This is a genomic window from Pseudomonas sp. RIT409 (assembly GCF_003052515.2).
In the GTDB taxonomy this organism is placed as follows: Bacteria; Pseudomonadota; Gammaproteobacteria; order Pseudomonadales; family Pseudomonadaceae; genus Aquipseudomonas.
In genome coordinates this window covers 85432-97529 of record NZ_QARE02000016.1, presented here as the reverse complement: position 1 = coordinate 97529, position 12098 = coordinate 85432, and the positions used below count along the sequence as shown (strand labels likewise).

Sequence of the window (12098 nt, the reverse complement as noted above, 5' to 3'; positions counted from 1 at the left end):
GCGAGGTCTCATTGCTCACCTCCCTGATCAATCATGGCTGCGACAACATCGACGTAGGCCTCGGCCACCTTCTGAGCGTCCTTGGCGGCAATGCGTGCGCGATCGATTGGTATTTTTGGCGAGGCGATCAGCGCTAGGGCGAGGCTGAGCATTACCAGCGTCTCGTGAATGTCGGCGAGGCCAAGTGGCGTATCAGCAGCGGAAATGGGTTTGGGGAATTGAATGATCACCGGACACCGCCTTGTGCTTCCAGGGCGCGGGCTTTGGCCATGTGATCGTTATAGCGGGCGAGACGAGTGCGGAGGCTTGAGTCTGCGCGTAAAGCTGCCAAGGCCATCGCCTTGTGCGCAGCGGCGCGATTTTTGGACGGATTGAGGGCGTGCATAGGTGTAGCTCCCGTATCAAGTTGAGAGCTGCCACGTTCGCGACCAAACGAATGGGTGACAGCCGTGCGTAGGTTGGTCGACCGGAGATACAGGAACCCGGCACACCCGAAGGTGTCCTGCGCACAGCCGCCATAACACAGGACTGCGGGCACAAAAAAAGCGCCTGCAATCGTAATGGGGGCGCTGTTGCGCCTGTATTCAATCGGGCGACCAAACCCGGTCGTTGAATTTGCAACGACGGGCGAACGATAACCGTGAGTACGATTGCTTGCAACCGAAGTAATCGACCGTTCGTCCCCAACCTTGAGCAATATCATCACGCCACCTTGCCCAGGCTCTTCATGCGCAACTGCTGAACGTAGGCGTTCAGCTCAGCCTTACGGGCGGCGTAGTCCTTGCCCTGGCCGATCAGCAACACGTCGCGAGTTTCCACCAGCATGATCAGTTCCAGCTCAGCCTGGCTCAGTTGGTCGCGATCACGCCCGGAGAAATTGCCGGTGATCACCTCGTTGATGAGACGGGCCTCGTTCATGAAAACGTGAGGCTTTGGAGACTTGCCCGCTGACTCGCTGGTGATCCACAGGGCATCGCACAGGCTGCGATAGCCCACGGCAGCCTGACGACGGGCGATGGCCTTGGTATTCAGTTCGCCGCGGATCAATCCGTCGACCCGCGCGTCGCACCAGATCTCGAAATCGACAGAAAGCCAGCGTGCGAACTTCACAGCCAAGCGCGGATGAATCCAAGTACCACCACCACGATCGGCGCGCGCGCGGCTGGTTTTTACATATGTGATTTTCCCGTATGTACGCTCCAGCCCCTCCAGATAGCGGACTGCGTCAGGAAGTCGAAGCCATTGAGCAGGCTCTTTCCCGAACCGAGACGCCGCCTCGGTAGCATTGATCCAGCCCTCGGCGTTGAACGCTACGGGCTGGCCTTCAAAGTCCATGTGGATGATTTTGGCGGTCATGCTGCGCGCCCCTCTGCCGGTTCACTGATCAGTGTGTATCGGGCGACGCCCTTGTGATTCCGGCCCCACTCATCGGTCAGCCGGATTCGTGCGGTGTGGATCTGATAGCCACGATTCCGCAGATCGCAGATGCGCGCACCGGGTCGGCAGATATTCAACTCGCGCATGACGGTAAAAGTGTCTAACGGCTCAAGCCGCAGACGTTCAACAAGGCGGTTGATTTGGGCGTCAGTGCTGGTATTTTTGATGCTCGTGCTTTCTTTGGGGCTGGCTGATTGGTCGGCCTTTTTCTTTGCCATGTCAGGCCCCCTGCATCGCTTCGACGCGAGCCGTCAGTACCTCGATGCGTTCGGCAGCCGATACGCCGTCCGCCATCATGACCCGGTCGATTCGCTCCAGATCCTTCATGCCTTGGGCGTCAACCTCGCCAGCAAAACCGACCGCCACCGGCTTAGGCTTTTCAGCAGCAGGCAATGGTGTGCTGAGATGCTTTTCCAGAAACGACTCCAGCGGGGTCTTCCGGGGCGGCACAACCCTTGAACCGATCCAGCGTGCGTATGGCAAGGCGAGATCGCGGTGAAGCCAAAGGCCCGGACGGTAATCGATCTCACCAAAAGCGTGCTTTCGTCCATCAAGTTTGCCGCGACGTGCGATATCGCCCGGAACACGCTCGGCAATACCAGCAGTTTTGAGTGCGCGGAAAAAGTCATCCTGCTGAGCGCTGACAGTGGCCACATCCGCCCATTTGTCACTGAGCGGCTTTCCGAGCTTTGCCGCAATTCGATGAATCAGAGGCAGGGTGTCATTCAGGGTGAGAAAGCCCAGTGCCGCAAGAGGTTGGGCCTGCGCCTGCAGCGTCGATGAGTTCACCAATTTGTCAGAGGCGACAAGGGTGAACTGACCTTCCTGGGCGATGACAGATGCGTTGGTAGAGGTCATTACGCGGCCTCCGAGCGAAGGGCGATTCGCTGGCGAACCCATGCTTGAACTTCGGCAAGAACCCAACCAACAGGGGCGCCGCGCGATTTGCTGTCGCTCAGTGGAACAGGCTTTGGAAAGGTCGGATCGTCTTTAAGGCGCTTGTAGATACCCGCACGCTTGTAGCCTGTTATTGATTGCAGGCCTTCCATGCGAATGATGGTGGTTGCTGGATCGAAGGCGGCAGGTTTTTCACTGGAGGCATTTGATGCTTCGACTGGGATGTTCATATCTGTTCCCCGATGTGGATTTGGACGGGGAAAGAATGATGGTAAATTAAACTTGCAGGTCTTAATGGGGGGAGGCAGAACCCCAATGGGTTCAGCGCTTTTTGCGGGTGGGACCGGCAAGGAATTTGACGATCGTCTCGTCGCTCGACGGCAGTTCAAGCCCTTTAAGCTCGGCCTCTCTTCTGAGGATGCCCACAGCTTTGTATGGAGCAGAGAGGTCAATATTCGCCATTGAGGCAAGTGCCGCGATGATCTGATGTGAGCTCGTTCGCTCTGTTGGCGACAGCTCTGCCTTGATCGATCCGCCAAAGTGGCGATTCTCAAAAGCGAGCATTTCTTCTCGGCGCAAAACGATCAGGCAATGCTTAGGAAAATGGTGCTCCCGATAGAAGCTGCAGAGTTTTTCGTCAAATACTGGCTCGTGGAGACCTAGGCCCTCTTTGAGAAGGGTGTTGATATCGCCGATCAGTGATTCGTCAGTGTCGACTGTGAGACTAGACACAGATTTTCTGACATCTGAGCCAAGACTCTGCATATCGTCATCAACACGTTTCTCGACGAATTTGAATTTCAAATGAATGCGCAAGACTTCGTAGACCTCAGTCTTTGCCTTATCGTGTAAATAGAGCCCCATGTTCGACAGTTCAATTCGTGACGTTGGGGTAAATCCTTTTTGCTCCCGGTATAGCCGCTCCAGTTCGCCGACCGCTTCGCCGTAGGCAGCCAAGTCCCAAAGTCCATTGATACGGCATGGCTCCGATGCTCCCTTGCCCAGCATCAAGCACTTCATGCCGTCTATTTCCTCAACTTCGAACTCCATGCTGCGAACAGTGAGGTTGTCGTCGATGAACACAGAAAGCTGCAGATGGTTGTCGATGGCCAGACGCAATATATCGGCCTGCGTGACCACCTCTCCGGCAGAGACTGACAGACGTGCTGCCGCTTCATCGAGCGTTAACCACTCCTTGAGCATCAGTAGTTTTCCCACGAAAGCAGACCTCTCATTCGCATTTTATCTGTACGTTCAACCAGTGTTTTCAGTCTATATCTGTCTACAGGAGCATGGAAGGGCCTGCTCAGGCCCTCTTGATCGACACAATATTGCCCTTGGCCAGCTTGTCTAAATGGTCGGCATACCATTGCATCATGGTCGTGCGCTGGGCCAGGTACTGGGCTTTGTTGTAAACGCCAGCAACCCCCGGTTTCTTGTGCGATAGCTGGGCCTCAATGTGGTTTTCATCGAACCCGTTCTCGTTCAGCACCGTGGAGGCGATATGTCGGAAGCCGTGACCTGTCTGCCGCCCGTCGTAGCCCATGCGCCTAAGCGCCATGAGAAAGACGGTGTCGCTTCGTGGTTTGGTGTGATCGCTCCGACCAGGAAAGAGCAGGGGATAGCTGCCGGTGTACTTACGCAGTTCCTCCAGTGCCTCGATGGCTTGGGATGAGAGAGGGACCAGGTGCTCCAGCCCTTTCTTGCGGCCCTTGCGCTCGACGGGGATTGTCCACACCTTCTTCACGAAATCGAACTCAGACCACCGCGCCTCGCGCAACTCGCTCGGACGTACTGAGAAAAGGCTCAGCAAACGCAGGCCCAGACGCACATCGTGCGCGTGAGGGTATGCGGCGATCGCGCGAATCAGATCGGGGAGTTCCTCAAGGGATACGTGAGCGTAGTTTTCGGCTTTGCCGGATTGAAGATATTTCTGAAGCCCATCAAGTGGATTGTGCGTTGCTCGACCGGTTACTCGCGCCAGATCATACGCATCACGGCAGTAGGCTCTAACTCGGCTCATCTGCTCAAGGATGCCTTGCTGCTCCATCCCGCGCAGAAACTCCATCCATTCCAGCGGAGTGATCTCGACGTACTGGCGTTTGCCGAAGACAGGGAACACGTGACGCTCCAAGGCGCCAATGATGCGTTTGGCCGTGCCTGCGTCCCAATTGCTGAGGCGTGAGTTGTACCACTCACGGGCGAGCGGCTCGAAGGTCTCCACAGAGTTTGCTTCCTCAGCCTTTTTGCGAGCCTGCTTCGTAATTATCGGATTTTTACCGCTGGCTGCGTCCGAGCGCAGATCAGCAGCTTTCTGACGGGCTAGAGATCCGCTAACTTCGGGGTAGCCGCCTAAGCCGAGCCATGACCATTTGCCATCGGGCTTCTTGTAGCGGAGTTGCCAGGATTTTTGCCCATCTGGCTTCACCCGGAAATAAAGGCTGTTCCCGTCCAGTTCCCGGTACTCCTTCGTATCAGGCTCCAAGCCGGACAGAGTGGTGTCGGAGAGCGGGCGGCGCTTTATCTCGGATCGCTTCATTTGGGCGTGTATCCCCTCGGTTCAATTATTTGCCGAGGATACACAGCGGGATACACGGAGGGAAGATATAGCTATGGACAGATATAAATAGCCAGAAGCAAGAAAGCCCGCACAAGGCGGGCTTCTTGGGGTGATTCATAGACTGCTGTAGACATCTATGGATCGGTACTTGGTGGCTACACAGGGACTTGAACCCCGGACCCCAGCATTATGAATGCTATGCTCTAACCAACTGAGCTATGTAGCCAAGTGGCGCGCATTATTCGCTTAGACGTGGGATGTGTCAACCCTCTCGTTGAAAAATTTCTGCGTGCGATCAATTGGTTAGAGATCTGCTCTCTAGCTCCCCCTGGGTATACGCGGTCATCAGCTCGTCGGTGACAGTTTGCGACGCCTGGTGAGTGGAATTGCCTCATTTTCGTGCAAAAGCAGTGCACCGTTTGTGGCCGTATGCCCGTTTAGATGGCTTCTGGCTATCGGTCCGGTTTTTGCTTACTGCACATTAATTGCGCGCATCACCATTCTCGCGCGCGAATCGCTTGAAGAACCGCGACGCAGTCTTCGACACAGGGGACGGGCGGTTGTCGTTTTTAAAACAAAGACATGGCATTTTGCCGGTAAAGAATGTGAGGCGGCAGCCGCTGCGGTCAAAAGCTGCAGTTGCGGGTCGTCCGTGAGGAGTCGTCGGTCATGCAAAGTCTTTTGTCGCCAGGAATTCGTCTGCTCGGACGCTTCGGTTTTGCACGCAAGTTTCAAGTGCTGTTCTTTCTGTTCATTCTTCCCTTGGCCGGAAGCCTGTGGATGATCGGGCAGGACTATCTCAACAAGCTGAGCGTCATTTCCGGAGAGCAGGCCGGGGTACGGCAACTGCTGGCACTCGACGCCCTGGATGCCCAACTCACCGCTCAGCGCAACCTCGCTGCCCGTTGGAAAGCTGCGGACATACTTCATGAACCCACCCCGGCTGCGAAGGCCGCCATGGCGGCGCTGGATGCCGCGAGTCCTGTCCTCACTAAGACGCTAGCGGACCTAGGCGAGCAGTTGAAGGCGCACCGGGCCAGCGCTGACACCCTGGCTCGATATCAGGCCTTGCAAGCGACCGTCCATGGCATGGACTCCGAATCCCTTCGCACTATCGGCTGGTGGCCTGATGGGTACGACCGCTTCACGGCTGCCCTGACCGCACTCCAAAGCCTGCGCGAGCAAATTGCAATGGATAACGGGTTGATTCTCGATCCGTGGTTGGAAACCTATCTGCTGATGCAGATCGCCACGCAGCAGACACCCGATCTCATTGAGCGTGTCGGGCGCATGGCCAGTGTGGGGCAATCATCGGTAGCCTCCGGACAGTTTTCATTGCAGAGCCGTCTGCAGATGCGTGATCTGCGCAGCCGGATCGCCGATGCCCGTGATCAATTGGTGAAGGCGGCAGCATCGCTCAAAGCCAAAGCCTACCCAGGGATGGAAACCTGGCTTGCCCAATACAATGACAGCCTCCAACGTCTGGATGGCGAGCTGAAAGCGCTGGACGAGGGTGTGTTCGGCGGCACGATCAAACTGGACACCTCGGCCTTCGAGCGCAGCGTCGATACCACCCTCGACGCGCTCGCCGCCTTGCGCAATCAGTCCCTGACGTCACTGGACGGCCGTCTGGATTACTACCACGATCGGGCGATCAGACAGTTCATTCCCGTGGCTGCGGTCTTCGGCATCCTGGCGCTGGCTGCACTGTATCTGTTCATTTGCCTCCAGGCTTCGATTCGCCGCAGCGCCAAGGGGATCACTACCCTGGCTGAATCGCTGCGCGATGGCAATTTGTGCGTGGAAGTCGCTGTCGAGGGGCGTGACGAGCTGGCCGCCATCAGCAAGGCGCTGAACGTCGCAGTGGTCCAGTTGCGGACCACGCTGCTGGGGGTTAACCATGAAACCCAACAGTTAGGGTCTGCCGTTCTTACCCTCAATTCGCAATCAGGCAGCACGCTGAACGAGGTCGAGGATCAACAGCAGCAGATCAGCCAGATCGCCGCTGCGGCGACTCAACTGGCCGCCACGTCCATGGGCGTCGCTAAAAGCTGCGAAGAGGCTTCCGGAAACGCCCAGCAAACGCGGCGCATTGCCGAGGACAGCAGCCGCGACAGCCAGCGGACGACGGCCAGCATTCAGCAGCTCAACCAGCGTTTGACTGACACCGCCGATGCGCTTGGCAGGGTCAGTGAGCAGGGGCAGCAGATTCAGTCCGTCGTCGACACCATTCGCGGGATTGCCGAACAGACGAACCTGCTGGCGCTCAACGCTGCCATCGAAGCTGCGCGAGCGGGCGAGCAGGGACGTGGTTTTGCCGTCGTGGCCGATGAGGTGCGTAGCCTGTCGCAACGAACTCAGGCCTCTACTGCGCAGATTGCAGGCACGGTCGATAGCCTGCGCTCAACCGTCAGTCAGGCCGTCAGCCTGATGGAGGCCGCATGTGGTCAGGCAGTGACCGATGCTCAATCTGTGACGGGGTTGGGCGAGCGGCTCGGCGAGATCGCGGGGGCGGTCCAGCGCGTGACCGATACCCTGGCGCAAATCGCCACGGCCGTGGAAGAACAGGCAGCGACCGCCGATGAGGTCAGCGGCAACATTCAGCAGGTGGATCAGGCCGCCGGGCGCCTGCTCGATGGCGCAAGGGCGGTCAATCAGGCCGCTGACACCCTGAGCAAGGGAAGTCGGGCGTTGAGCGACAATACTTCGCGATTCCAGTTGGGCTAAGCCCGCGAGTGTTGATACGCGTTCGGTGCTGGCGGCTGGCCCGTGGCGCAGCCGATGGATACGTTGGAGCCACGCAGGTCACGTTTTGTCGATGAAAAGCCTTGACTAAACAGGTGGGGGGTCGGTTTTATCGCTCACTCGCTCATTTTTTCAAGGCTCTTCTCATGACCGAAAGCAGTGCCGCGGGTGCGGCGGTCTACTCACCCCTGACTCTCGCGCTTTATGACGCCTGGGTGCTGGGCGTCTCTAATCGTTTCGCCTGGCGCTGTGGGACCCAGTCGGTACTTTTGCCGTTCTTTCGTGCCAACGTTCGGCCGCGCCATTTGGATATCGGAGTGGGGACGGGGTACTACCTCGCGAAGGCGCAGTTGTCTTCACAGACGCAGGTCACCTTGCTGGATTTGAACCCCAGCAGCCTGGAAGCCGCGAAACGTCGGATCAATCGCCCGGGGACCCGAACGATTCAGCACGATGTGTTCAAACCCATTCCGGGCGGCGAGCGGTTTGATTCGATTTCCCTGTTCTATCTGCTTCATTGCCTGCCAGGGCCACTGGAGGCGAAATCAGCCGTGTTCGCCCACCTCAAGCACAACCTTCAGCCAGGCGGAGTCCTGTTTGGCGCAACGATTTTGGGGGATTCTGCCGGGCACAACGGCTTTGGTCGGAAATTGATGGCGGTCTACAACAAAAAAGGCATTTTCGGAAATCGCGAAGACACCGAGGCGGGGTTCGAAACGCAGCTGCGCGAGCATTTCAGTGATGTGACGCTGAGGCGTGAAGGATGTGTGCTGTTGTTCCGAGCGGCTCAGCCAATAGGCATCTGAAATGGAAAAGCCCCCGGTATGGGGGCTTTCGGTGCAACAGGCGACGCCGGATCAGACGTTGAAACGGAAGTGCAGCACGTCGCCGTCCTTGACGATGTAATCCTTGCCTTCCAGGCGCCATTTGCCCGCTTCCTTGGCGCCCGCTTCGCCCTTGTATTGAATGAAGTCGTTGTAGGCAATGCACTCTGCGCGGATGAAGCCTTTTTCGAAGTCAGTGTGAATGACGCCTGCGGCCTGGGGCGCTGTGGCGCCAACACGCACGGTCCAGGCGCGCACCTCTTCGACACCGGCGGTGAAGTAGGTTTGAAGGTTGAGCATCTCGTAACCCGCGCGAATCACCCGATTCAGACCCGGCTCTTCCAAGCCCAGGGCTTCGAGGAACATGTCCTTTTCTTCACCGTCATCGAGTTCGGCGATTTCGGCTTCGATCTTGTTGCAGACCGGTACCAGCATCGCGCCTTCTTCTTCGGCAATTGCGCGCACCACGTCCAGATGCGGATTGTTTTCGAACCCGTCTTCGGCCACGTTGGCGATGTACATGACGGGTTTGGTGGTCAGCAGATGGAAGCCCTTGATGATGGCTTTCTCTTCCTCGCTCATGCCTTTCATGAGGCTGCGCGCTGGCTTGCCATCAGTGAAGTGCGCGATGAGCTGCTCTAGCAGGCCCTTCTGAGCCACGGCCTCTTTGTCGCCGCCCTTGGCGTTGCGCGCGACTTTCTGCAATTGCTTCTCGCAGCTCTCCAGATCCGCGAAGATCAGTTCCAGATCGATGATTTCGATGTCGCGTTTCGGGTCGACGCTGTTGGAGACGTGAATGACGTTTTCGTCTTCGAAGCAGCGCACGACATGGGCGATCGCATCGGTTTCGCGGATGTTGGCGAGGAATTTGTTGCCCAGCCCTTCGCCTTTGGACGCGCCCGCGACCAGGCCTGCGATGTCGACGAATTCCATGGTGGTCGGCAGGATGCGCTTGGGGTTCACGATTTCAGCCAGCGCATTCAGACGTGCATCGGGCATGGCCACGATGCCGCTATTCGGTTCGATGGTGCAGAAGGGAAAGTTCTCTGCCGCGATGCCAGATTTGGTCAGGGCGTTGAACAGGGTGGACTTGCCGACGTTGGGCAGGCCGACGATGCCGCAGTTGAATCCCATGGTGTTTCCCCTCGAGTGATGTCAGGCCTTCTGGCTGTGCAAGACACGCATCGCTTTGGCGAAGTCGCCTGCGAGGACGTCCGGCAGCACGCCGAGGGCAAAGTCGATACTGGCGTCCAGCTTCTCCTGTTCGGCGCGTGGCGCACGACCCAGCACGAAGTTGGAGACCAATTTGGCGTCGCCTGGATGCCCAATGCCGAGCCGCAGGCGGTGGAAGCCGTTCTGGTTGCCGAGCTGCGCGATGATGTCGCGCAGGCCGTTATGCCCGCCGTGCCCGCCACCCAGTTTGAGTTTGGCGACGCCGGGAGGCAGATCGAGTTCGTCGTGGGCCACCAGGATGGCCGCAGGGGGAATCCGGAAGAAACCCGCCAGGGCGGCAACGGATTGGCCACTGCGATTCATGTAAGTGGTCGGGATCAACAGACGAACGTCATGGCCTTGATGGCTGAATTTAGCCGTCAAGCCGAAATATTTGCGATCAGCGGTCAGGTTGACTCGCTGGGCACTGGCAATGCGCTCAACGAAAAGAGCCCCCGCGTTATGCCGGGTCTGTTCGTATTCGGGGCCGGGGTTTCCCAGGCCGACGATCAGTTGTATGGCGGTCACGTCAGGGGCTCTTCCTTGGGTTGAGGGCAACGGTACCCAGTACCGTCGCCCCTGCAACCAGCGTGCGAGTGAATTACTCGGCAGCGCCTTCAGCTTCGTCAGCGGCTTCAGCAGAAATGCGTGGCGCGTGAACGTTGGCAACTGCTTTGTCGTCACCGTGGGCCAGGGCCACGAACTCAACGCCTTTCGGAGCTTTCAGGTCCGACAGGTGAATGATGGTGCCGATTTCAGCTTTGGCCAGGTCAACTTCGATGAACTCAGGCAGGTCTTTGGCTTCGCAGGAAACTTCGATTTCGTTTTCTACGTGGGAAACTTCGCCGCCTTTCTTGACCGGAGCTTCTTCGTTGATGAAGTGAACCGGAACCTTGGCAGTCAGCTTCTGGCCAGCGACGACACGGATGAAGTCGGCGTGCATGATGAACTGCTTGGCAGGGTGACGCTGCAGCGCTTTGACGATGACGTTTTGCTTGGCGCCGTCAACGTTCAGTTCGATCACGTGGCTGAAGGCCGCTTCGTTATCGAACAGTTTGGCGATTTCCTTGGCCACGATGGTCAGGGATTGCGCGTCTTTGTTACCGCCGTAAACGACGGCAGGGATGCTGGCGGAGTGACGCAGGCGGCGGCTCGCACCTTTCCCCAGGTCAGTACGCGCTTGGGCGTTCAGAGTAAAGTCAGTCATTTTGTATCTCCAAAATAGCCATCTTCGGGTGACGTTTGCGACCAGCGCCAAACCCGATATGGGCAAAAAAGCCCCGCCCCAACAGAAGCTGCTGGGGCGGGGCGCTTTTCGTCAACGGATGTTCGAAAGGGCAGGGCCCTTAGCGGAACATCGCGCTGATCGATTCTTCGTTGCTGATGCGGCGAACCGCTTCGGCCACTACCGGTGCGATATCCAGTTGACGGATACGGTCACAGGCTTGTGCTGCAGCGGACAACGGAATGGTGTTGGTCACCACCAATTCGTCCAGCACGGAATTCTCAATGTTTTCGATCGCGCGACCCGACAGCACAGGGTGTGTGCAATAGGCGAAGACCTTGGCAGCGCCGTGCTCTTTCAGCGCCTTGGCCGCATGGCACAGGGTGCCGGCGGTATCGACCATGTCGTCGACCAGAATGCAGGTCCGACCTTCGACGTCGCCGATGATGTGCATCACTTCGGAGTGATTGGCCTTCTCGCGACGCTTGTCGATGATGCCCAGATCCACGCCCAGGGATTTGGCGACAGCCCGTGCGCGCACGACGCCACCGATATCCGGGGAAACGATCATCAGGTTCTCGAAGCGTTGGTCTTCGATGTCATCCACCAGTACCGGGGAGCCGTAGATGTTATCTACCGGTATATCGAAGAAGCCCTGGATCTGGTCGGCGTGCAGGTCGACGGTCAATACGCGGTCGATGCCCACCACGGTGAGCATGTCTGCGACTACCTTGGCGCTGATGGCTACTCGAGCGGAGCGCGGACGGCGGTCCTGACGGGCATAACCAAAATAAGGGATCACAGCGGTGATACGAGTCGCCGAGGAACGACGGAAGGCATCAGCCATCACGACGAGTTCCATCAGGTTATCGTTGGTCGGAGCGCAGGTCGGCTGAATGATGAAGACGTCTTTACCGCGAACGTTTTCATTGATCTCGGCCGTAATCTCGCCGTCGGAAAACTTACCGACAGAGATGTCACCGAGAGGGATATGCAGCTGACGAACAACGCGCCGAGCCAGATCGGGGTTAGCGTTCCCCGTGAAGACCATCATCTTGGACACGCGCAGTACCTGATGTATTAGGGTATGCCTGGATGGCTATAGGAAAATGGCAGGGGCGGCTGGATTCGAACCAACGCATGGCAGGATCAAAACCTGCTGCCTTACCGCTTGGCGACGCCCCTGTATCTGTTGCAA

The 12098-nt window shown here is 57.8% G+C and carries 14 protein-coding genes and 2 tRNA genes; 2 read left to right on the top strand and 14 right to left on the bottom strand.

The features are described from left to right. Positions 1 to 8 precede the first annotated feature (8 nt). The 9 genes from DBP26_RS19325 to DBP26_RS19290 all read right to left on the bottom strand — a co-directional run bounded on the left by DBP26_RS19325 (position 9) and on the right by DBP26_RS19290 (position 5120). Positions 9 to 230, bottom strand: coding sequence for a hypothetical protein (locus DBP26_RS19325; RefSeq protein ID WP_108239070.1), 222 nt, complete (start codon positions 228 to 230; stop codon positions 9 to 11). Further along, complete coding sequence (locus DBP26_RS26885) at positions 227 to 703, bottom strand: hypothetical protein (protein WP_146749650.1); 477 nt, start codon at positions 701 to 703, stop codon at positions 227 to 229. The genes DBP26_RS19325 and DBP26_RS26885 overlap by 4 nt, the downstream gene beginning before the upstream one ends. Then, positions 703 to 1356, bottom strand: a complete 654-nt coding sequence (locus DBP26_RS19320; RefSeq protein ID WP_108239071.1) for a KilA-N domain-containing protein — start codon at positions 1354 to 1356, stop codon at positions 703 to 705. The genes DBP26_RS26885 and DBP26_RS19320 overlap by 1 nt, the downstream gene beginning before the upstream one ends. Continuing rightward, on the bottom strand, positions 1353 to 1655 hold the full coding sequence (locus DBP26_RS19315) for a helix-turn-helix domain-containing protein (RefSeq protein WP_108239072.1): 303 nt from the start codon (positions 1653 to 1655) through the stop codon (positions 1353 to 1355). Before DBP26_RS19315 ends, DBP26_RS19320 begins: the two co-directional genes overlap by 4 nt. A gap of 1 nt (position 1656) precedes the next feature. Then, entirely contained in the window at positions 1657 to 2295 is a 639-nt protein-coding gene (locus DBP26_RS19310) for a hypothetical protein (protein ID WP_108239073.1), read from the bottom strand. Beyond that, positions 2295 to 2564, bottom strand: a complete 270-nt coding sequence (locus DBP26_RS19305; RefSeq protein WP_256600902.1) for an AlpA family phage regulatory protein — start codon at positions 2562 to 2564, stop codon at positions 2295 to 2297. Before DBP26_RS19305 ends, DBP26_RS19310 begins: the two co-directional genes overlap by 1 nt. A gap of 91 nt (positions 2565 to 2655) precedes the next feature. After that, on the bottom strand, positions 2656 to 3537 hold the full coding sequence (locus tag DBP26_RS19300) for a hypothetical protein (RefSeq protein WP_108239074.1): 882 nt from the start codon (positions 3535 to 3537) through the stop codon (positions 2656 to 2658). Between the two features lie 103 nt (positions 3538 to 3640). Further along, entirely contained in the window at positions 3641 to 4873 is a 1233-nt protein-coding gene (locus tag DBP26_RS19295; RefSeq protein WP_108239075.1) for a tyrosine-type recombinase/integrase, read from the bottom strand. Positions 4874 to 5043: 170 nt separating this feature from the next. Next, positions 5044 to 5120: transfer RNA gene (locus DBP26_RS19290), tRNA-Met, on the bottom strand. A 443-nt stretch (positions 5121 to 5563) separates the two neighbouring features. Here DBP26_RS19290 and DBP26_RS19285 point away from each other — a divergent pair. Further along, entirely contained in the window at positions 5564 to 7621 is a 2058-nt protein-coding gene (locus tag DBP26_RS19285; protein ID WP_108239076.1) for a methyl-accepting chemotaxis protein, read from the top strand. A 164-nt stretch (positions 7622 to 7785) separates the two neighbouring features. After that, positions 7786 to 8445, top strand: a complete 660-nt coding sequence (locus DBP26_RS19280) for a class I SAM-dependent methyltransferase (protein WP_108239077.1) — start codon at positions 7786 to 7788, stop codon at positions 8443 to 8445. 51 nt (positions 8446 to 8496) lie between these two features. On the opposite strand, the gene ychF is transcribed toward DBP26_RS19280, so the two are convergent. From ychF to DBP26_RS19255, 5 genes are all read right to left on the bottom strand, one after another. After that, a complete protein-coding gene (ychF, locus tag DBP26_RS19275; protein ID WP_108239078.1) occupies positions 8497 to 9597 on the bottom strand; it encodes a redox-regulated ATPase YchF in 1101 nt (366 codons plus the stop codon). 21 nt (positions 9598 to 9618) lie between these two features. After that, positions 9619 to 10203, bottom strand: a complete 585-nt coding sequence (pth, locus tag DBP26_RS19270; protein ID WP_108239079.1) for an aminoacyl-tRNA hydrolase — start codon at positions 10201 to 10203, stop codon at positions 9619 to 9621. 73 nt (positions 10204 to 10276) lie between these two features. Beyond that, entirely contained in the window at positions 10277 to 10882 is a 606-nt protein-coding gene (locus DBP26_RS19265) for a 50S ribosomal protein L25/general stress protein Ctc (protein ID WP_108239080.1), read from the bottom strand. 139 nt (positions 10883 to 11021) lie between these two features. After that, positions 11022 to 11963, bottom strand: coding sequence for a ribose-phosphate pyrophosphokinase (locus DBP26_RS19260; protein ID WP_093462390.1), 942 nt, complete (start codon positions 11961 to 11963; stop codon positions 11022 to 11024). A 47-nt stretch (positions 11964 to 12010) separates the two neighbouring features. After that, positions 12011 to 12085: transfer RNA gene (locus DBP26_RS19255), tRNA-Gln, on the bottom strand. Positions 12086 to 12098 lie beyond the last annotated feature (13 nt).

Coding starts and splice junctions, on each gene's coding strand:
- DBP26_RS26885 (WP_146749650.1), bottom strand. CDS start 703: ATGATATTGCTCAAGGTTGGGGACGAACGGTCGATTACTTCGGTTGCA.
- DBP26_RS19315 (WP_108239072.1), bottom strand. CDS start 1,655: ATGGCAAAGAAAAAGGCCGACCAATCAGCCAGCCCCAAAGAAAGCACG.
- DBP26_RS19265 (WP_108239080.1), bottom strand. CDS start 10,882: ATGACTGACTTTACTCTGAACGCCCAAGCGCGTACTGACCTGGGGAAA.
- DBP26_RS19300 (WP_108239074.1), bottom strand. CDS start 3,537: ATGCTCAAGGAGTGGTTAACGCTCGATGAAGCGGCAGCACGTCTGTCA.
- DBP26_RS19310 (WP_108239073.1), bottom strand. CDS start 2,295: ATGACCTCTACCAACGCATCTGTCATCGCCCAGGAAGGTCAGTTCACC.
- DBP26_RS19320 (WP_108239071.1), bottom strand. CDS start 1,356: ATGACCGCCAAAATCATCCACATGGACTTTGAAGGCCAGCCCGTAGCG.
- DBP26_RS19280 (WP_108239077.1), top strand. CDS start 7,786: ATGACCGAAAGCAGTGCCGCGGGTGCGGCGGTCTACTCACCCCTGACT.
- DBP26_RS19295 (WP_108239075.1), bottom strand. CDS start 4,873: ATGAAGCGATCCGAGATAAAGCGCCGCCCGCTCTCCGACACCACTCTG.
- ychF (WP_108239078.1), bottom strand. CDS start 9,597: ATGGGATTCAACTGCGGCATCGTCGGCCTGCCCAACGTCGGCAAGTCC.
- DBP26_RS19285 (WP_108239076.1), top strand. CDS start 5,564: ATGCAAAGTCTTTTGTCGCCAGGAATTCGTCTGCTCGGACGCTTCGGT.
- DBP26_RS19305 (WP_256600902.1), bottom strand. CDS start 2,564: ATGAACATCCCAGTCGAAGCATCAAATGCCTCCAGTGAAAAACCTGCC.